The sequence below is a fragment of the Mesopusillimonas faecipullorum genome, assembly GCF_020539505.1.
Classification (GTDB): domain Bacteria; phylum Pseudomonadota; class Gammaproteobacteria; order Burkholderiales; family Burkholderiaceae_B; genus Mesopusillimonas; species Mesopusillimonas faecipullorum.
This window is the reverse complement of record NZ_JACDXW010000002.1, coordinates 432,363-451,605: the sequence shown is the minus strand read 5'-3', so window position 1 is coordinate 451,605 and position 19,243 is coordinate 432,363. Positions and strand designations below refer to the sequence as shown.

Below are 19,243 nucleotides of genomic sequence, written 5' to 3'. Positions count from 1 at the left end.
ATGGCTTTGTGGATCAGCGTTCTCATGGCGGCCTTGTGCTTAAGCGCCTGCACCTGGGTTTTCTTGCAGCCAGGGCGGCAGCCTGATCGCCCGGGGAAACCCTCCAGTCTGGGCAAAATGGCGTGGTTCTGGCCGTGGGTGGATGCCATGGCGCATGTTTGCCGCCCCTTTCTGTTTTGGCATTGGCGGGCTGCGTTAAAGCACCGTATAGAAAAGGCGGGGCTTATCCATGCCTGGTCACCCGAGCACTGGGTGGCCATGCAGCTGTGGCTGGCGATAGGGCTGGGGTTGCTGAGCCTGCTGTTACTGATGCAAACCGACTTGGCGACAGCGAAGGTCGTGTCCATAATCACCGTTGTGGCCGGTTTGGCCGGTATGTGGCCGTGGCTATGGTTGGGTGTACGTCAGCGTGCCAGGCAACGCGCATTAGCGCGCGAGCTGCCGTTTTTTCTGGATTTGCTGACTTTATGTGTTGAAGCCGGTATGAGCTTGCAGGGTGCATTGCAACAGGCAGTAGAGAACAGCCCCTCGGGGCCGCTGACACAAGAGTTAACGGAAGTGTTGGCGCAGTTGCGCACGGGCTTGATGCGGGCGGATGCTTTTGATGCATTGGCCAGTAGAACAGGCCTGCCTGCTTTGCGGCAACTTGCTCTGACACTACGCCAGGCAGATCAGTTCGGCATGAGTTTGGGGCCCATCTTGCGCGCTCAATCCACCCAGCAGCGTGACGAGCGCTTCCTGCGTGCGGAAAAGCTGGCCTTGCAGGCACCTGTCAAGATGTTGTTCCCCTTGGTAGTCTGCATCTTTCCGTGCACCTTTCTGATCATCGGTTTTCCGCTCGTAGCGAGTTTCTTGAGCTTGGCATGAGCGAACTCGACTTAAACGCGCCAGTGCGCATCTTTCGCGCCCATCGTTTTTCTGATCGGCTCTTTGGCGTGTGGCGGCGACCTCTTCAAGAGCACGAAGGCTTGTGGTTGCTGCCTTGTCGGGGTGTGCACACTTTTGGTTTGCCTGTGGCCCTGGATGTCTTGTTTCTGGATCGCCGAGGCAGGCTTTTGCGTCTGCTTCCCAGCCTGCCACCCAACCGGTGGGCTTGGCATAGTCAAGCTGATTCAGTCTTGGAGCTCCCGGGAGGATACTGCCGTCGCCACCCCGGTTTTCCGCATGCGCTGCCGCAGGCGCTTTGCAAGGCAGAAGAAGTCAGCTCAAACTAGAGTGCTTACGCCGGTAGAATGTCAGCTTCCCATCTCTGAAAACAATTGGTTGCGCTGTTTGGAATTCCTGTCATGAATAAAGCTTTTGTCAAAGAATCCGATGACGAAGACGACGACCTCGAACCGGAAGCCGTCGCTTTGCCGCAGGGCACGCGTAATTACATGACCCCGGAGGGGTATCAACGCTTGCGCAGCGAACTCGAGCATTTGATGAACGAGGAGCGCCCGTCTGTCGTACAGGTGGTTTCCTGGGCGGCGTCCAACGGCGATCGTTCCGAAAACGGCGACTATCTGTATGGCAAGAAGCGTTTGCGTGAAATAGACAGGCGCATCCGCTTTCTTACCAAGCGCCTGGAGCTCGCTGAAGTGGTCGAAGCATGGCGTCAGCCTAACCGGGACCAAGTGTTTTTTGGCGCAACAGTCGTCTATGAAGACAAAGTGGGCGAAGCGTTCACCGTCACTATTGTTGGCGTAGACGAGGCTGAACCCCTGCAAGGTCGCATCAGCTGGATTTCTCCGGTGGCGCGTGCCTTGACCAAGGCCAGAGAGGGCGAAGTTGTAACCTTGCGCACGCCCGCAGGCCTGGATGAGCTTGAAATCCTGGAAGTCCATTATCCGCAGGCGCCCGACCAAGCCTAGCGTTTAGTCAGATAACGCGGCGGTATACGGGTTTACAGCAGCTAGGGCTAAAATGAGAGGTTGGTCTTATTTATTCCCCATTTTCTGGTCTGCCCGCCGTGTCCGCCATCCTGAATTTTTCTGGTTCGTCCGCCTTGTCGCCGTTCCGTCGTGAACGCCTGCTGAAGCAGTTTACCGCCTTGTCTTTGCCCATTGCCGACATCCAGGCGACCTACGAATTTTATGTCTGGTCGAACGATGTGCTGGGCGCCGATCAAGCGCAACGAGTGGCCGAACTGCTCAGCGCTACCGCGCAAGAAGCCGATTCGGCTCAGCGCCAAGGTTTGGTGCTGCGCGTTATCCCTCGTCCGGGTACGGTTTCCCCCTGGGCCAGCAAGGCCACCGATATCGCCCGTAACTGTGGTTTCGACGGGGTAAAACGTATTGAGCGCGGTGTGCGCTACCTAATTCAGCCCACGCGTGGCTTGTTGCGCACACAGCAGCTGGACGAAGCCCAATTGGCCCAGTTGGCCGAACTGTTGCACGATCGCATGACCGAGTCCGTGGTGGATGCCGATTTCGACGGCCAAGCCATGTTTGTCTCGTTGCCCGGTAAGCCCGTGCAAACGGTGGCCGTCTTGGCGCAAGGGCGTCAGGCGCTTGAACAGGCCAACCAAGACCTTGGCCTGGCCTTGTCGGACGACGAGATCGAATACCTAGAGCAAGCTTTCAAGAATTTGCGTCGCGACCCCACCGATGTCGAATTGATGATGTTTGCGCAAGCCAATAGCGAACATTGCCGCCACAAGATTTTCAATGCGACGTGGGTTATCGACGGGGTAGCCCAGCCTAACACCTTGTTCGGCATGATACGGGCTACCCATGCAGCCCAGCCCGAAGGCACGATTGTTGCGTATTCCGACAATGCCGCCGTCATGCAAGGCGGCGTGCGTTCCGTGTTTCACGCGGGCAAGAACAAAACCGAGCAAGGGCAGCCTGTCTATGCGGCCCACGAACAGCTCATGCACACCTTGATGAAGGTAGAGACTCACAACCATCCTACCGCCATCGCACCTTTCCCGGGTGCCGCAACTGGGGCCGGCGGTGAAATCCGCGACGAGGGTGCGACGGGCCGTGGCTCCAAGCCCAAGGCCGGGCTGACAGGCTTTACGGTTTCCAATCTGAATTTCCCCGACGCCATCGAGCCCTGGGAGCAAGATGCCTACGGGCGTCCCGACCGCATCGCCAGCGCCCTGGACATCATGATTGAAGGGCCCATAGGCGGCGCTGCCTTCAACAACGAGTTTGGTCGCCCCAATCTGCTGGGTTATTTTCGCGCCTTCGAACAAACTGCGGGTGATACCCGCTGGGGCTATCACAAGCCCATCATGATCGCGGGCGGTTTGGGCAGCATAGACGACCGTCTGGTCAAGAAAGACCCCATCCCTCCCGGCGCCTTGCTGATTCAGCTGGGCGGGCCCGGCATGCGTATCGGTATGGGCGGCGGCGCAGCCTCCAGCATGGGGGTAGGCGCCAATCGCGCCGAACTGGATTTCGACTCGGTACAGCGCGGCAACCCCGAACTCGAGCGTCGTGCTCAAGAGGTCATCGATCGCTGCTGGCAGATGGGCGAGGACAACCCCATATTGGCCATTCACGATGTGGGGGCGGGCGGTTTATCCAATGCTTTCCCCGAACTCGTCAACGATGCAGGCCGTGGCGCTATTTTTGAGTTGCAGCAGGTGCATCTTGAAGAGTCTGGGCTATCGGCTGCCGAGATCTGGAGTAATGAGTCGCAAGAGCGTTATGTGCTGGCCTTGCTCGAACAAGACCTGCCGCGTTTTGCAGCCTTGGCCAAGCGCGAACGCTGCCCCTTTGCCATCGTCGGTGTCGCTACCGAAGAGCGCCAGCTGCGCGTCACCTGGGGTGAGGGCTTGGAGGGGGTCGCTGCACCTGAAGACGACGCCGAACCGCAACTGCCGCGCCCTGTAGACGTGCCTATCGATGTTATTTTGGGCAAGCCCCCGCGCATGCAGCGCGATGTGCAGCGCCTGCCCGGTGTCGCTCAAGCCTTGGACCTCACTGTCATCGACTTGGAAGATGCCGTCAAACGTGTGTTGCGTCATCCTACTGTTGCTAACAAAAGCTTTTTGATCACCATAGGGGACCGCACCGTTGGAGGCCTCAGCAGCCGCGATCAAATGGTCGGGCCCTGGCAAGTACCGGTCGCCGATTGCGCAGTCACACTGGGTGATTACGAAGGCTTGGCAGGCGAAGCCATGTCTATGGGCGAACGTAGCCCGCTGGCGGTTATCGACGCCGCGGCCTCGGGCCGCATGGCGGTCGCCGAAGCCCTGACGAATCTGGTCAGTGCTGATGTACGCAAATTGGAAGATATCAAACTGTCGGCCAACTGGATGGCCGCTTGCGGGACGCCTGGCCAAGACGCCGCCTTATACGACACCGTCAGTGCCATCAGCGAATGGTGTCAGGCCATGGGCTTGTCCATCCCGGTAGGCAAGGATTCGTTGTCTATGCGCACTACTTGGCAGGATGACAACGGCGTAGATAAAGCCGTTGTGTCGCCGGTTTCCTTGGTGGTCACCGCATTTGCAGCGGTGCAAGACGTTCGTCGCACGCTGACGCCACAACTGCGCACCGATGTCGGGGCGACTTCCCTGATTCTGATTGATTTGGGCCAAGGGCGCCAACGTCTGGGCGGTTCAGTGCTGGCACATGCTTATGGCCAAGTCGGTACCAGTGTGCCCGATGCGGCAGCAGCCGACACCATGAAGGCCTTCTTCAATATTGTGCGTCAGCTTGCCGACGATGGCTTGGTGCTTGCCTACCACGATCGTTCTGACGGTGGTCTGCTGGCGGCAGCCTGCGAAATGGCGTTTGCGGGTAATACGGGCGTCAGCTTGAACCTGGATATGCTGACCATAGACCCGCACACGGCAGACTGGGGGGATTACAAGATCCGTCCAGAGCAGGTGGCGGTTCAACGCAACGAGGCCGTCTTGGCAGCCTTGTTCAACGAAGAGCTTGGTGCCTTGCTGCAAGTGCCGCAAGCTGAACGTAATAATGTGCTCAAGCGCCTGCGTGAAGCGGGTCTGTCGGCTTGCTCGCATGTGGTGGGTAGCCTCAACGATAATCACCAGATCCAGGTTTTCAGCGACGGCAAATGCGTGTTTCAGGCGACCCGTGCTGAATTGGCCCTTGAATGGAGCGCAGTGACGCACCGTATCATGACCCTGCGCGACAACCCGGATTGCGCTCAGGCCGAGCATGATGTCTGGTTGTTGGCCGAGAACCCCGGCCTTAACGTGCGTGTGCCTTTCGACCCTCAGCAAGATGTCGCCGCGCCCTTCATCGCCACTGGCAAGCGTCCGCGCGTGGCCATTTTGCGCGAGCAGGGTTGCAACAGCCAGGTGGAAATGGCTTGGGCGTTTGACAAGGCAGGCTTTGAGTCCTGGGATGTGCACATGAGCGATCTCATCTCGGGTCGCACCCGCCTGGACGACGTGCAAGGCGTAGTCGCCGTGGGCGGCTTCAGCTATGGCGACGTCTTGGGCGCAGGCGAAGGCTGGGCAAGGTCCATACGCTTTAACAACAAGCTGGCCGATGAGTTTGCAGCCTTCTTTGGCCGTACCGATACCTTTGCGCTTGGTGTGTGCAATGGCTGCCAGATGATGGCGGCCTTGGCCGACCTGATTCCCGGAGCAGGCCATTGGCCACGCTTTGTGCGCAATACCTCGGAGAAATACGAAGCCCGCCTTACCTTGGTGGAGGTGCCTGAGTCTCCTTCATTGTTCTTGCAAGGTATGGCCGGCACGCAGGTGCCCATTGTGGTGGCCCACGGAGAAGGGCGTGCCGATTTTGCGCCGCAAGGCGATGCCTCGCAGGTGCTGGGTGCCTTGTATTACGTCGATAATCACGGCAAGCGCACCGAAACCTATCCCTTCAATCCCAATGGCAGCCCCGGCGGCTTGGCGGGTGTCACCACGCAAGACGGTCGCTTCACCATTATGATGCCGCACCCCGAGCGCGTGACGCGCCGCGCCATGTTCTCTTGGGCGCCCGAAAACTGGGGCCCTCAGGATAGCGGCGGCGATGCCAGCCCATGGTTGCGCATGTTCCGTAATGCACGAGTCTGGGTAGACTAAATCCGATGCGTCATTGTTCTATAAATAGAACAGTCTAGTGGTTTCGCAGCAGCTACCGCAGTGTGCTGCTGCGAATTATCATAGGTACATGCCTGTTTTACCCATATTGGGTGCTTAAACGGCGTTCAACCAGGAGAAATGACCATGAAGACCATCATTCGCGTCCACGATGCCCCACGCCCTCACTGGGTGGGCAACGGCTTCCCTGTGCGTTCGCTGTTCAATTACAACGATCATGCAGATATTGCCAGCCCCTTCTTGCTGCTGGACTACGCCGGGCCGCACGAGTTTGAGCCCGGCGGTGGCATCCGCGGAGTAGGCGAGCATCCTCATAAAGGCTTTGAAACCGTCACTATTGTGTACGAGGGCGAAGTCGCGCACCGAGATTCTACGGGGGCCGGCGGCGTAATCGGGCCGGGCGACGTGCAGTGGATGACGGCTGCCAACGGCATCGTGCATGAAGAGTTCCACTCTGAAGCCTTCGCTGCGCGAGGGGGAGCCTTGGAAATGGTGCAGCTATGGGTGAACCTGCCTGCTCAAGACAAGACCCGTGCCCCCGGCTACCAAAGCCTGCTGTCCGAAGATATTCCCGTGCTTGCCTTGCCTGACCAGGCTGGCAGCCTTAGGGCAATCGCCGGTGCTTACGAAGGCCGCTCGGGGCCGGCGTATACGCATACGCCCATGAATGTCTGGGACGTGCGTTTGTCGGCAGGAGGGCAGACCGTGTTTGATCTACCTGATGGCGACACCACGATTTTGGTCGTGTTGCGAGGCACTGTCCTGGTCAACGACAGTGAGGTTGCTCGTGAAGCGCAGTGGGTGCAGTTCGATCGCGAAGGCACAAGCGTGAAGCTTGAAGCCAATGGCGAGGCAGTCGTGTTGCTATTGTCGGGTAAGCCTATAGACGAGCCGGTAGTGGGGTATGGCCCTTTTGTCATGAACACCCAAGCCGAGATTATTCGGGCCGTTGCCGACTTGCGCAGCGGGCGCTTTGGGCAGTTACAGGCGGCGCAACAGACTGCGGAAATCGGGCGTCACGCTTAACCCTGCTGTTGTTTTTGCGGTGAGCGTCGGTGCTTGGTGTCAGCCAGCACCGACGCTTTTATTCTTGCTTGAGCCGCTGCCCTTGCCGCAAACCTGGTACTTTGGCGGGCTGGTTATCAGCCGGCAGCCAACGCCAGAACAAGGCTGCCGCTATCAGCCCCACGACCGAGATCAGCGAAATGCCCGTAGCGAGCGTGGCGGCTGCAGCCAAGGCGGAAACCAGGATGGGACCACCACTGGAGCCCACATCGTTCAGCAGCCTCCAGCCCCCCAAAAACTGGGTGCGGGCATTCGGAGGGGAAATGTCGGCGCCTATGGTCATGACGATGCCCGAACCCATGCCGTTGCCCAGACCTATCAGCATGCAAGCCAAGGTGAAGGAAAGCAGTGAGTCGCTGGCTATCATCCAGGCAAAACCGGCGGCCATCAACAACATGGAGGGCACGACCGCCCAGCGTCTGCCTCGAATATCCATGATACGGCCGGCAGGGTAGAACAAGAGGACGTCCATGGCCGCCATCAGGCCGTAAACCAAAGTGGTAGTGGCGGGGTCCAGGCCGATATGCAGCCCCCACAACGGGACTATGACTTGACGGCAGGCACGGATGCCGTTGACCAGCGCGCACACCGAGCCCAAGGTGACGTAGGCGCGCCAATGCTTGCGCAATGTGCGCAGCAGGCCGGGGGATATGGGGCTTGCTTGGGTTTTGGCCGGCGCGGTGACCAGATCGGGCAAGGAATAGGACAGCAAGCCCGCAGCGAGCAGCGCCGCAATGGCAACCCAATAAGCGCCTGCCAGATCCAGGCTATGCATCAAGGCTGCCGCACAGAATGGCCCTATGAACATTCCTATGCGCATGACACCGCCTAGCGTAGATAAGGCCCGGGCGCGCAAGGCCATAGGCACGGCTTCGGTCAGATAGGTAAGGCGTGCAAGCAAGAAGACGGAAGAGCCGGCGCCAAACAGCAGGACTCCCACGCCCAGCCACCAGACATTGTTTGCCAAGACGCATAACAACAGGGCCAGCGAACAGAAAACGGCAGCGGCCATCATGGCACGGCGCTCGCCGTGTCGCGCCGTAAAGAGCGCGGCGGGAAGGTTGGCCAATAGGGCACCTATGCCCAGCAAGGTGACTACTACCCCCGCTTGGGCGACGTTCGCACCCAGCGCCTTGGCACTAAGCGCCATCACCGGAAAAAGTGCGCCTTCGGCGATGCCAAACAAAAAAGAGGGGCCATAGGCGGAAATGGCAATGGCGCGCCAGCTAAAGGCAGAAGAATCGTTATTGGACACGAAGGCGAGAATGGCTGGAAACGCCCTGGTATCATGCTTGATGTGTCGGGCGTGCCTAAAAGATGGGCAGGGTTACACTACTATGAACGACGACGGATGCAGGCACGCACAACAGAGGAACACATGCCGGTACTCACCGCCATCACGGTGCTTATTTTAATGCAGTTGCTGGGCGAGACGCTTGTGGCGTGGCTGCATTTGCCTTTTCCCGGTGCGCTGGCCGGCCTGTTGTTGCTCTTGGCGTGGTTTGTCTGGCGCGGCCAGGTGCCCCGTGGCCTGCGTGATACCGCCGGCCATGCCTTGCCTCATCTGATGCTGCTTTTCATTGCGCCGGTAACGGCGCTGCTGCTGCACCTAGACCGCATTGCCGCCGAATGGCTGGCTTTTTTGGCGGCCTGTTTGGGCAGCGCGGCGCTGGCAACGCTGGTGACCGCTTTCACGTTTCGCTGGATGCTGGCGCGGCAGGCACGTAAAGGCAAGTCTATCTCATGAGTTCATGGGCCTTGACTAGCCTGCCTTTATTCTGGACGGGTGTGACGCTACTGGTTTACCTGTTCACGTTGACGGTGTACCGGCGCTGTGGAAGTCATCCATTATTGCTTCCCGTACTGACATCCGTGGCGATCATCATCGCGCTGCTATATGCAACCGATACGCCTTATCCCGTCTATGCCGAACACACCCGATTCCTGACCTTGCTGATAGGCCCGGCTACCGTGGCGCTGGCAGTACCGCTATATGGGCAGTGGGGGCGACTCAAACGTTTGTGGCAACCCCTGTTGGTGGCCTTGCTGGCCGGCTCGGTGACGGCAATTGTCTCGGCTGTGGGTATTGCTTGGTGGTTGGGGGCTTCCCTAGAGACCGTGCGATCGCTAGCGCCGCGCGCGGCCACCATGCCCATCGCCATGGACGTGGCCGCCATCACAGGCGGCCTGCCTTCATTTACCAATGTGGCAGTCGCCATGACCGGGGTCAGTGGCGCCATGTTCACTTTTGGCTTGTTGAGGCTGGTGGGGGTACGTGACCCTGCAGTACAGGGCTTTGCCATGGGTTTAAGTGCGCATGCTATTGGCACAGCAAGGGCTTTTCAGGAAAACGACACTGCTGGCGCTTTTTCCGCATTGGGCATGGGCTTGAACGGCATCGCCACTGCATTGCTGGTGCCGCTGATATTGATGTTGTGGGGGCTGTAAGCCGCGCCAATACTTGGTTTCAACCCTCACAACTCGTATCCTTGCCTGCAGGCGAGCGGCGTATCATGCCCATATGAATCAAGCGGGCTCAGTAAAAACGGTACGGCGCACCATGAATCACATGTATGAAACGGCCTTGTTGGCGCCTGCACGCATGGCAAAAGCCGATGCGGCAGCGATTAAAGCGGGGATATCCAGTCTGGAGCTAATGCGGGCGGCCGGTTTGGCTGTAGCGCAAGCGGTATCGCGTCATTGGCCGCGAGGCGCTGTGGTCGTGCTATGCGGGCCAGGCAATAATGGCGGCGATGGCTTTGTGGCTGCCGAGCAGTTGCGTCAGTGGGGGTGGCCGGTTCGCCTGGGCTTACTCGGTGAACGCTCTGCGCTCAAGGGGGATGCGGCTCACTATGCCAAGCGTTTCCAAGGGCGTATCGAGGCTTTCGGACCGCAGCTGCTCAAAGATGCCACGGTAGTGGTCGATGCGCTATTCGGCGCTGGGTTAAGTAAAGCGCTGGAGGGCCCGGCACGCGAGATGGTGCAGGCGGTGCGCGACAGTCGTCTGCCGGTGTGCGCAGTCGACGTTCCCACTGGCCTGGATGGGGCTACCGGACAAGCGCTGGGCGATACCTATATTCGTGCTGACCACACGGTCACGTTCTTTAGAAAAAAACCAGGGCATGTGCTGATGCCGGGGCGCGCATGGTGTGGCGCAGTCGAAGTGGCCGATATTGGTATTGCTGCTAGCGTACTTGGCGATGTGGGCTTGGACGCCTGTGAGAACGCCCCGGTTCTATGGAGCGATGTCTACCCGTGGCCTCAACTCGACGGTCACAAATATCACCGTGGGCATGTGCTGGTGGTGGGGGGTGAGAGCATGACGGGAGCTGCACGGCTGTCGGCCATGGCGGCTGCTCGGGTCGGGGCTGGCTTGGTTACCGTGGCGGCGCCTGAACCCGTCTGGCCCATCTATGCGGCGGCGCTCACCAGCGTCATGGTGCATAGCTTAAGCGACGCCGAGGGCCTGGATACCTTGTTGGCGGATACTCGTATGAACGCCATTGTGGTGGGGCCGGGGGCGGGGGCTTCCGAAGCCACCCGTCAGCATGTGCTGGCGGCGCTGGCGACGCGGCGCGCCACGGTATTGGATGCTGATGCCATCACGGCTTTTGCACCGGAGCCGGCCAGTCTGTTTCGTGCCATACGCGGGCCTTGTATATTGACACCGCACGAGGGGGAGTTTGCCCGCCTGTTCGGCCAGGTCCCGGGCGATAAACTTTGGCGGGCGCGCCAAGCTGCTTCCATCAGCGGGGCGGTGGTCGTGATCAAAGGGGCCGATACTGTGGTGGCGGCGCCCGATGGCCGGGCCGTCATTAATTCGAATGCACCTGCCTGGTTGGCAACAGGCGGAAGCGGGGACGTACTAAGCGGTTTGATCGCGGGTCTGCTGGCCCAAGGGATGGCGCCTTTCGATGCGACCTCGGCTGCTGTCTGGCTGCATGGCGAAGCGGCCCAAGCTTTTGGCCCTGGCCTGATTGCCGAGGATTTGCCGACACTGATACCCTCTGTGCTTCGTGCTCTGTATGAAAGCGTGTGTCAGATCAGGGCTTTATAGGCGCTTAGTTCCGATCTCGTTCAAATAGCAAGCGCGATAGGCTTGCGTTCGGGCGTAGGCTTTTCCGGGCGGGGCGCAAGCCCGACAGGTTATGATGTCTTGTCATGTTTTCAGGCCCTTTTCATGTCCGACGTCATTGCCCTGGTATTCGATTTCGACGATACGCTGGCCCCCGACAGCACGAGTGGTTTGCTTGCCGACATGGGCCTGGATGTGCCGCATTTCTGGCGCGATGAGGTGGGGCCTTTACTGTCAGAGCACGACTGGGACCCAGTGCCGGCGTATCTGTATCAGATGATCCGCTTGTCGCAGTCTGGCAAACATGGGCTCATTACCCAGCAACGCTTGCAAGAATGGGGCAGGCGCCTGCCTTTGCACGAAGGCGTACCCACCTTGTTTGAGCGGCTCAGGCGAGTGGTGCGGGCCAGCCACCCACAGGTGCAATTGGAGTTCTACCTGATTTCCAGCGGCATAGGCGATGTCATGCGCCACACGCCGATTGCCCACGAATTCACCGACATCTGGGCTTCCGAGTTTATCTATGACGAGCAAGGGGGCATCTGTTTTCCGCGTCGTATCGTCAGCTTTACCGATAAAACACGGTATTTGTTCCATATCCAAAAAGGTATCGTAGGCCAAGCCTCGCGCAACAAGCCTTTCGAGGTCAATCGCAAGGTCGAAGCGGACAAATTGCGCGTTCCCTTCCAGCATATGATTTTCGTGGGCGACGGCTATACCGACATACCCTGCTTTTCTTTGATTCGGCGCTCAGGTGGGGTCGCTTTCGGCGTGTGGGACCCTAAACATCGCGACAAGCGCAGCCGTGCTTGGGGCTTCATCCAAGAGGGTAGGGTTTCCAACCTGAATCATGCGCGATATAGCGATGAATCCGAGCTTTATCAGTTGCTGGAGCAGGCTGTAGAGAGTCTGGCCGGCAGCATTGCTCTGCGCCGCCACAGCTATGTGGGATGAAGGCTTGATCATGCTGGAACCTGGGCAGATTCTGCCCGAGGCCGAAACCGGCATGCGCGATGAATCGGGCATGTGGCAGGCTTTGCTGCAAGCCGAACGAGCCCGCGAACTAGACGAGGTGCCAGTAGGTGCCGTGGTGGTGGATGCGCAGGGGTTGATACTGGGTGTAGGCTACAACCGCACCATTACCGACCACGACCCCACGGCCCATGCAGAGGTCGTAGCGGTGCGCGAAGCGGCGCGACGGGTAGGCAACTATCGTCTGCCGGGCGCCACGTTATACGTGACGCTGGAGCCTTGCACCATGTGCGTGGGCGCCATTTTGCATGCGCGGCTGGCACGCATTGTTTACGGCGCAGCAGACCCCAAAACCGGGGCATGCGACAGCGTGCTGCACATACCCGCGTACGAAAACCTGAATCATCAAACCTGCGTCACGGGCGGGGTGCTTGCCGAAGTTTGCAGTGAACGCCTCAGGCTGTTTTTTCGGCAACGACGCGAGCAGGCGCGCGAGGCGGCGCTGAGGCGCCGGGCGTGCGTATCCATAGAACCGCAAGAGCCGCCAGCAGACAAGTAATGCCTGCGGCATAGATGGCGGGCGTGTAAGTCAGCATCATGGTTCTGGAAAGGCCCGCGGCGTAGGCCGCCAAACCCGCGCCCAACTGATGAATGGCGAAAATCCAGCCTATCAGTATGCCCGCATGTTCTTTACCGAAAGCATTGGTGGCCAACCTGACCGTTGGCGGCACGGTGGCAATCCAGTCCATGCCGTAAAACATGGCAAATAGACTCAGGCCATAAAAGGTAAATTCAGAGTGGGGCAGCCAGAATAGGGAAAGACCGCGCAGACCGTAATACCAGAATAAAAGCTTGCGATTGTCGTAGCGGTCGGCCAGCCAGCCTGATAATACCGTGCCCACGAGGTCGAACAGCCCCATCATGGAGAGCACGGAGGCGGCAGGAATGGGGCTAAGCCCGAAGTCGCCGCATAAAGAAATGAAGTGGGTTTGTATCAGCCCGCTGGTGCTAAGCCCGCAGACGAAGAAGGTGCCGGACAAAATCCAGAATGTGCGGTCGGCCCGTACTGCATACAGCACACGTAAGGGTGTCATAAAAGACATTTTGGCCAAGGAAGGAGGCGGCAATGGGGTGTCTGCCATGCTGCCATAGGGGCGTAAGCCTAGATCTTCGGGTTGATCGCGAACCAGGCTGTTCACCAGCAGACCCACAAACAAGGCCAAGCCAAACAAGGGGTAAAGAGCGGAGCGCCAGCCGTAGGCTTCAACCAGCCAGGCCCCAATAGGAAGAAAAAGCAGTTGGCCGGTTGCGATGCTGGAAGTGAGCACCCCTATGACCACGCCGCGATGACTTTCGAACCAGCGATTCGTGACGATGGTGCCCAACACCAGCGCCGCCAAGCTGGTGGCAATGCCCAGCAATATGCCCCACAGCAAAACCAATTGCCAGAATGAGCGCATGAAAACCGCCAGTATCATGCCCAAAGCCATCATCATCATGGCTGCGCGCATGGTGCGGCGCAGGCCATAGCGACTGATAAGAATGGCCACGAACGGGCCCATCAACCCGTACAAGACAAAACGCAAGGCCAGGGCGCCGGAGATCTGGTCTGTGCTCCAGCCGAATTCCTCGCTTAGTGGCTGCAGCAGTATGCCCGGCAGGCCGAGCATGGCTGATGACGTCAGGATGGTCAGGAAGGTCAGTGCGGCTATCACCCAGCCATAATGGATATGGCGGCGTTCAAGAGCTTGGGCGAGCTTGAGAGCGAGCATGACGAATTCCGTTTGCAAGAAGGGTTGGCGCGGGCAGCGCGGCCCACCTTGAGTCAAGCCGTAAACTATACTTGCGTCTGTCTATTTTTGCTTGGCTAAGCGCCCCTAATCATGACCGCTGCACACGATCACGACCACTCCCATGATCACGAGCATCACCACGACCACGATCATGCTCATTCGCATGCCACGCCCAGCGGCGTTTACCTCATCTCGCCATCAGGCGCGGTGGCGGATCCCGCAGCGCTAGACCTGGCCCGCCAACGCTTGAAAAAACTGGGTCTGCGAACCACTGTTGACCGCACAGCGTTAGCCGTGCACGAGCGCTTTGCCGGCACTGACGCGCAGCGGCTGGCAGGCATACAACGCGCCTTGAAGCAGAAGCACCCCATCGTCATGGCCACGCGTGGCGGCTACGGGCTCAGTCGTTTGCTGGCCGATATAGACTGGCAAGCCGTGGCCGACAGCGGCAAACTGTTCATAGGGCAAAGCGACTTCACCGTGTTTAATCTGGCGCTTTTGGCCAAAACCGGTGCCGTCAGCTTGGCCGGGCCGACCGCCATCTACGATTTTGGGGGTAATACAGTAGATGAGCTGACTTGCGATCTGCTGATGGAAACGCTGCGTAGTGAGCTGGAAGTACTGAGCTTCGAAACCCAGGACGCCGACCCCGTCGATGCGCGCGGCATATTGTGGGGGGGGAACCTCGCCATGGTGGCTTCTCTGGTAGGCACGCCCTATATGCCCAAAATCAAAGGCGGCATTCTATTTCTGGAAGATGTTTCCGAACACCCATTCCGTATCGAACGCATGCTGACCCAGTTATGGCATGCGGGTATCTTGCAGCGTCAGAAAGCCATTTTGTTGGGTAAGTTTACCCAGTACCGCCTGGCGTCCAGCGACAATGGCTACGACCTGCCCAGTGTGGTCGAGTGGCTGCGCCGCACTGTCAAGGTGCCGGTCATCACTGGCTTGCCCTATGGTCATGTGCGCGTCAAAGCCACCTTGCCTATAGGCGCCAAAGTGGGTATCGCTACCGAGGCGGGCATGGCCCACTTGCTGCTACGCGAGCATGCCTGAATACACGGGCGGCTGGCGCTAGGCTGGGCAGAAATGCTCCGGCCTTGTTAAACTAGGCTGCTTTCCCCCTTATTCATCTCGCCCGCCGCATTCGCGCGCGGGCGTGTTTTCTTTTTCCGGTCTTGCCATATCGTGATCTCCACTTTCAACCTCACCATGCAGTTTGGCGCCAAGCCATTGTTCGAGAATGTCAGCGCCAAATTTGGCGATGGCAACCGCTATGGCTTGATAGGTGCCAACGGCTCGGGCAAATCCACGTTGATGAAGATTATCGGCGGCGATCTGGAGCCCAGCTCGGGTAGCGTTGCGCTAGAGCCTGGTATGCGCCTGGGTAAATTGCGCCAAGACCAGTTTGCTTACGAAGATGTGCGCGTGCTTGACGTCGTGCTGATGGGCCACGATGAAATGTGGCAAGTGATGAGCGAGCGCGACGCGATCTATGCCAACCCCGAAGCCACCGAGGACGACTACATGCGTGCCGCCGAGCTTGAGGCCAAGTTCGCCGAGTACGATGGCTACACGGCCGAGGCGCGAGCAGGCGAGTTGCTGCTGGGTCTGGAAATCCCCACCGCTCAGCACCAGTTACCCATGCACGAGGTTGCGCCAGGCTGGAAGCTGCGTGTGTTGCTGGCCCAGGCCTTGTTTTCGAATCCCGATGTGCTGTTGCTGGACGAACCCACCAACAACCTGGACATCAACACCATTCGGTGGTTGGAAGATGTGCTCAATGGTTACCAGAGCACCATGATCATCATCAGTCACGATCGTCACTTTCTTAACCAGGTTTGTACGCACATGGCCGACCTGGACTTCCGCGAGTTGCGGGTGTATCCGGGCAACTACGACGACTACATGATTGCATCCACGCAGGCTCGCGAACGCCAGGTATCGGCTAACGCCAAGGCCAAAGAACGCGTAGCCGAACTGCAAGACTTCGTGCGTCGCTTCTCGGCCAACAAGTCCAAGGCCAGACAAGCCACTTCACGTCTTAAGCAGATAGACAAAATCAAGGCTGAAGCAGTCGAGGTCAAGCCTTCCTCGCGTCAGAATCCTTATATCCGATTCGAGCAGAAAAAGGTCATGCACCGCCTGGCAGTAGAGCTGCAGAACATTTCCAAGGCTTACGACCAGCCCGTGATTCGGCCGTTCTCGGCCATGGTTGAGGCCGGCGAAAAAATCGCCATTGTGGGCGCTAACGGTGTGGGTAAAACCACTTTGCTGCGTTTGCTTGCGGGCGATCTGGAACCGGACAGCGGCTTGGTAAAGTGGTCTGAAAACGCCGACCGTGGCTATATGGCGCAGGATGTCTCAGATCAGTTCAGCAACGGTGAAAATCTATTCGACTGGATGAGTGACTGGCGTCAGCCCGGCGATGACGATCAGTCGATTCGCTCGGTACTGGGTCGTTTGCTGTTTTCTGGCGACGATTTGCCCAAGCGTCCCGCCATCCTCTCGGGCGGCGAGAAAAACCGCATGATGTTCGGCAAGCTGATGTTGGGGCGCCATAACGTCTTGTTGCTGGACGAACCCACCAACCACCTGGATATGGAGTCCATAGAATCGCTGCAGTTTGCTCTGGAGAAATTCGCTGGTACCTTGGTGTTTGTCTCGCATGACCGCGAGTTCGTATCCGGCTTGGCCAGCCGTGTGATCGAGATTCTGCCCACGGGCGAAATCGTTGACTACCACGGTGGTTACGACGATTACCTGGCCTCGCGTGGTATTGAGGTTTAAGGCTGGGCCAAGACTGAGGCCTGGCTCTTGCAGCGGGGTAGCTGTTGGCGTGCCATCAAGGCATACCATAGCTTGCCCCCGGTACGGGGTTTGCCATTGGGTGTTTCATCGCTGCGCAGTAAGGCATTGACGTCGCGTAGCCACGTTTGCCGGGGCGATAGCTTGGTTTTTGCAGGTTCCGGCGTATGGTCGGCCGTAGCGTGGCCATAAGCCCCCAACTGCTTGGCGCTGTAGCGGTCGCTTACCGCGCTGTCGGGTGCCAAGTCCCGCATTTGTTTCACCGCGTCGAACACGGCTTGCGCATAAGCGGGCCTGCCGTTGACGGCGCCATCCAGTGTGGCCGGGGTGGGGCTGTTCAGATCGTAATGGCCCAGCGCCCAGGGTTCATGGTTTGCTTGCGCATGGGCACGTAGCCAAGCGGCCCAATGAAATTCCGCAAAATTGGGTAGGTTCTGGGGTTTGAAACCTATGCCGCGGGCGTAGTAAACCAAAGAGCGATAGGGGTCGTCAGCCATGAGGCCGGTTTGCCCTGGGCAGGCCAGGCCCAGATGTCGGGGCAGATGTTCGGGTAAGACCGCGTGGCCTTGCGCATCATGCAGCCAAGCATGGCCTTCTTGTGCCATGCGTTGCCAGAAGGCATCCACCGGCAAATGTGAGAAATCCGCTGCTACCCGTACCCGCACCGGCAGTTCGAGACCGCCGTCGGGCGCTTCGGCCAGTGCGGTAAAGCCGTGGTGACCATCAATCAGATAGAGCCGGCCACCTGGCCCCACGACGACGGGTTGTAGTGCCGCATGGCCAGGGTCGCCTGCTGTCTTGGGCGCTTGACCCGCGCAGCTGAAACTGCCCGGTTCGTCCAAGCTGGCGGCCAATGCCTGAGCGGGATCGCTGAAAGGCTGTGCCAAGCCTTGTTGGCCCATGTCTTTGCAGTAGCCGGCCAGTTTGTGCCCCACCGTACGATTCAAATATGACAACTGCAGGGCCGGGTCGTGGGACCAGCGCTTGGGGTTCACTTGCCATCGAGCCAGTTTGCCCAGCACCTCATCGTGGCCTACGCTGGGCTGCGTAGGGTGCAGCTTGCCTAAAGGCACTTCCAGCACAGTGCCAACGGCTTGCGTCCTAGCGTCGACTGCTCCCGGATGCGCGATCAGCCATACACATGCCAGCGCGCCAAACACTTGCTTGAGGATGGCAGACGGATAGCGTTCAGAAGCCGGTTTCAGGGGAGGGGTAAGCAAGGGCAGCATGATGGCAGGGGCACGATGTGCGGCAAGCGTCTTTTCAGCGATAAAGTTGCCATTCTAGAGGGTATGGAGGGTGTTGGGTGGGTGAGTACCCAAGCGTGAAGGGGGCACGGCCATGCTATCCTTCGTGCGCCATGGGCGCCGCGCTTGACGCGGGTGATGCGGCACGTGGATGCCGTGCTCAAAACGATTGACATGCATGATGTGGCAGCGTCGGGCGTGCCCGACTTTGCCAGTAGGAGGCGGATGGCATGGCCTATGTATTAAGCAAAACCAGCAGCTATCAAGAAGAAATCAAGAAAAGTCGATTCGAAGTCGTGGCAGGGCCGGTGAATAGCCCTGAGGAGGCATTGGCGTTCTTTGCCGCTCATGCTGTACCGACGGCGACGCATAACTGCTGGGCCTATCGCATTGGTCAGTTGTATCGCTTCAACGACGACGGAGAGCCCGGTGGAACCGCCGGGCGTCCTATCCTGCAAGCCATTGAGGGCCAAGACTGCGACAGTGTGGCGGTGTTGGTGGTGCGCTGGTTTGGGGGCATCAAGCTGGGGCCTGGCGGTCTAATCCGTGCCTACGGAGGTACCGCTGCTCAATGCCTGCGTTTGGCCGAAAAACAGATATGGGTGCCGCGTGTCTCGGTGCGGTGTTACTGCGGTTTTTCGGATATGGCGCTGGTCCAATCCAGACTGCCGGCTTTTCAGGCCGAAGTGGCTTCTGAGCAATTTGATGGGCAGGGCGTAATCTGGAGCCTGACGCTACCCGAAGCGCAAGCGCAGGCTTTCAGACTGGCCTTTGTGGATCTGACGCGCGGCCAAGGGCGATTTTTGGACGATGCGGAAGTGTCAGGTGGCTTGGCTGACTGAGCGGCCAAGCCACCTGACACTTATCTGAGCAGTAAGCCTTTAAGCCTCGGGCTGCCCGTCTTGGCCGGCAATTTGGGCGTGAATGCTGGCCATATCCAGATCGCGTACTTGATTGATCAGGTCGTCTAACTGCGATGCCGACAGTGCACCGGCTTCGTTAAAGAGCATGACGCGCTCACGGAAAATCATGAGCGTGGGAATCGAACGGATTTTCAGCGCAGTCGCGATTTCCTGCTGTTCTTCGGTATTGACTTTGGCAAAAACGAAATCGGTGTGTTTCTCGGAGGCGGCTTCAAAAGTGGGCGCGAAACTACGGCAGGGGCCGCACCACGATGCCCAGAAGTCCACGATCAGCGGCTTTTCGGAATCGATGGCTTCCTGGAAGGACGTTTGGTTCAGTTCGATGGTGCTCATGGGGTGCT

The 19,243-nt window shown here is 58.9% G+C and carries 17 protein-coding genes; 13 read left to right on the top strand and 4 right to left on the bottom strand.

Features of this window, described 5'->3' with window-relative positions; translation table 11 throughout:
• From H0484_RS05510 to H0484_RS05490, 5 genes are all read left to right on the top strand, one after another.
• Entirely contained in the window at positions 1-867 is an 867-nt protein-coding gene (locus H0484_RS05510) for a type II secretion system F family protein (protein WP_226953484.1), read from the top strand.
• Entirely contained in the window at positions 864-1,214 is a 351-nt protein-coding gene (locus H0484_RS05505; protein WP_226953483.1) for a DUF192 domain-containing protein, read from the top strand. The genes H0484_RS05510 and H0484_RS05505 overlap by 4 nt, the downstream gene beginning before the upstream one ends.
• Before the next feature lie 72 nt (positions 1,215-1,286).
• Positions 1,287-1,853 (top strand): transcription elongation factor GreB, encoded by a 567-nt coding sequence (gene greB, locus H0484_RS05500; protein ID WP_226953481.1) that lies wholly within the window; start codon positions 1,287-1,289, stop codon positions 1,851-1,853.
• A 98-nt stretch (positions 1,854-1,951) separates the two neighbouring features.
• Positions 1,952-5,998, top strand: coding sequence for a phosphoribosylformylglycinamidine synthase (gene purL, locus H0484_RS05495; RefSeq protein ID WP_226953479.1), 4,047 nt, complete (start codon positions 1,952-1,954; stop codon positions 5,996-5,998).
• Between the two features lie 144 nt (positions 5,999-6,142).
• The gene (locus H0484_RS05490) at positions 6,143-7,042 is read left to right on the top strand and encodes a pirin family protein (RefSeq protein ID WP_226953475.1); all 900 of its coding nucleotides are present in this window, start codon (positions 6,143-6,145) and stop codon (positions 7,040-7,042) included.
• Positions 7,043-7,100: 58 nt separating this feature from the next.
• Here H0484_RS05490 and H0484_RS05485 read toward each other — a convergent pair whose 3' ends face one another.
• On the bottom strand, positions 7,101-8,336 hold the full coding sequence (locus tag H0484_RS05485; RefSeq protein WP_226953473.1) for an MFS transporter: 1,236 nt from the start codon (positions 8,334-8,336) through the stop codon (positions 7,101-7,103).
• Between the two features lie 123 nt (positions 8,337-8,459).
• Here H0484_RS05485 and H0484_RS05480 point away from each other — a divergent pair, with 123 nt between their 5' ends.
• The 5 genes from H0484_RS05480 (at position 8,460) to tadA (ending at position 12,687) form a co-directional block, all read left to right on the top strand.
• A complete protein-coding gene (locus H0484_RS05480) occupies positions 8,460-8,828 on the top strand; it encodes a CidA/LrgA family protein (RefSeq protein WP_226953472.1) in 369 nt (122 codons plus the stop codon).
• Positions 8,825-9,529 (top strand): LrgB family protein, encoded by a 705-nt coding sequence (locus H0484_RS05475; protein ID WP_226953470.1) that lies wholly within the window; start codon positions 8,825-8,827, stop codon positions 9,527-9,529. The genes H0484_RS05480 and H0484_RS05475 overlap by 4 nt, the downstream gene beginning before the upstream one ends.
• A 112-nt stretch (positions 9,530-9,641) precedes the next feature.
• Complete coding sequence (locus tag H0484_RS05470; RefSeq protein ID WP_226953469.1) at positions 9,642-11,138, top strand: NAD(P)H-hydrate dehydratase; 1,497 nt, start codon at positions 9,642-9,644, stop codon at positions 11,136-11,138.
• 123 nt (positions 11,139-11,261) lie between these two features.
• Positions 11,262-12,110: an HAD family hydrolase gene (locus tag H0484_RS05465; RefSeq protein ID WP_226953466.1), complete on the top strand. Its 849-nt coding sequence runs from the start codon at positions 11,262-11,264 to the stop codon at positions 12,108-12,110.
• A gap of 52 nt (positions 12,111-12,162) precedes the next feature.
• Entirely contained in the window at positions 12,163-12,687 is a 525-nt protein-coding gene (tadA, locus tag H0484_RS05460) for a tRNA adenosine(34) deaminase TadA (RefSeq protein WP_226953719.1), read from the top strand.
• Here tadA and H0484_RS05455 read toward each other — a convergent pair.
• A complete protein-coding gene (locus tag H0484_RS05455; protein ID WP_226953465.1) occupies positions 12,584-13,900 on the bottom strand; it encodes an MFS transporter in 1,317 nt (438 codons plus the stop codon). The two genes, tadA and H0484_RS05455, sit on opposite strands and share 104 nt — an antisense overlap.
• Positions 13,901-14,011: 111 nt before the next feature.
• On the opposite strand from H0484_RS05455, the gene H0484_RS05450 reads away from it, so the two are divergent.
• Together H0484_RS05450 and H0484_RS05445 are read left to right on the top strand one after the other, a co-directional pair.
• Positions 14,012-14,980: an LD-carboxypeptidase gene (locus tag H0484_RS05450; RefSeq protein ID WP_226953464.1), complete on the top strand. Its 969-nt coding sequence runs from the start codon at positions 14,012-14,014 to the stop codon at positions 14,978-14,980.
• Positions 14,981-15,112: 132 nt separating this feature from the next.
• Positions 15,113-16,714: an ABC-F family ATPase gene (locus tag H0484_RS05445; protein ID WP_226953463.1), complete on the top strand. Its 1,602-nt coding sequence runs from the start codon at positions 15,113-15,115 to the stop codon at positions 16,712-16,714.
• Here the strand turns inward: H0484_RS05445 and H0484_RS05440 are convergent.
• Complete coding sequence (locus tag H0484_RS05440; RefSeq protein ID WP_226953462.1) at positions 16,711-17,961, bottom strand: ParB/Srx family N-terminal domain-containing protein; 1,251 nt, start codon at positions 17,959-17,961, stop codon at positions 16,711-16,713. The genes H0484_RS05445 and H0484_RS05440 overlap by 4 nt on opposite strands.
• Before the next feature lie 248 nt (positions 17,962-18,209).
• Between H0484_RS05440 and H0484_RS05435 the strand changes: the two genes are divergently transcribed.
• Entirely contained in the window at positions 18,210-18,821 is a 612-nt protein-coding gene (locus H0484_RS05435) for an IMPACT family protein (RefSeq protein ID WP_226953460.1), read from the top strand.
• A gap of 39 nt (positions 18,822-18,860) precedes the next feature.
• Here the strand turns inward: H0484_RS05435 and trxA are convergent, their stop codons facing one another.
• Positions 18,861-19,235, bottom strand: a complete 375-nt coding sequence (gene trxA / locus H0484_RS05430; protein WP_226953459.1) for a thioredoxin — start codon at positions 19,233-19,235, stop codon at positions 18,861-18,863.
• Positions 19,236-19,243: the final 8 nt, after the last annotated feature.

Coding starts and splice junctions, on each gene's coding strand:
- H0484_RS05510 (WP_226953484.1), top strand. CDS start 1: ATGGCTTTGTGGATCAGCGTTCTCATGGCGGCCTTGTGCTTAAGCGCC.
- H0484_RS05505 (WP_226953483.1), top strand. CDS start 864: ATGAGCGAACTCGACTTAAACGCGCCAGTGCGCATCTTTCGCGCCCAT.
- greB (WP_226953481.1), top strand. CDS start 1,287: ATGAATAAAGCTTTTGTCAAAGAATCCGATGACGAAGACGACGACCTC.
- H0484_RS05490 (WP_226953475.1), top strand. CDS start 6,143: ATGAAGACCATCATTCGCGTCCACGATGCCCCACGCCCTCACTGGGTG.
- H0484_RS05480 (WP_226953472.1), top strand. CDS start 8,460: ATGCCGGTACTCACCGCCATCACGGTGCTTATTTTAATGCAGTTGCTG.
- H0484_RS05475 (WP_226953470.1), top strand. CDS start 8,825: ATGAGTTCATGGGCCTTGACTAGCCTGCCTTTATTCTGGACGGGTGTG.
- H0484_RS05470 (WP_226953469.1), top strand. CDS start 9,642: ATGAATCACATGTATGAAACGGCCTTGTTGGCGCCTGCACGCATGGCA.
- H0484_RS05465 (WP_226953466.1), top strand. CDS start 11,262: ATGTCCGACGTCATTGCCCTGGTATTCGATTTCGACGATACGCTGGCC.
- tadA (WP_226953719.1), top strand. CDS start 12,163: ATGCGCGATGAATCGGGCATGTGGCAGGCTTTGCTGCAAGCCGAACGA.
- H0484_RS05455 (WP_226953465.1), bottom strand. CDS start 13,900: ATGCTCGCTCTCAAGCTCGCCCAAGCTCTTGAACGCCGCCATATCCAT.
- H0484_RS05450 (WP_226953464.1), top strand. CDS start 14,012: ATGACCGCTGCACACGATCACGACCACTCCCATGATCACGAGCATCAC.
- H0484_RS05440 (WP_226953462.1), bottom strand. CDS start 17,961: ATGCTGCCCTTGCTTACCCCTCCCCTGAAACCGGCTTCTGAACGCTAT.
- H0484_RS05435 (WP_226953460.1), top strand. CDS start 18,210: ATGGCCTATGTATTAAGCAAAACCAGCAGCTATCAAGAAGAAATCAAG.
- trxA (WP_226953459.1), bottom strand. CDS start 19,235: ATGAGCACCATCGAACTGAACCAAACGTCCTTCCAGGAAGCCATCGAT.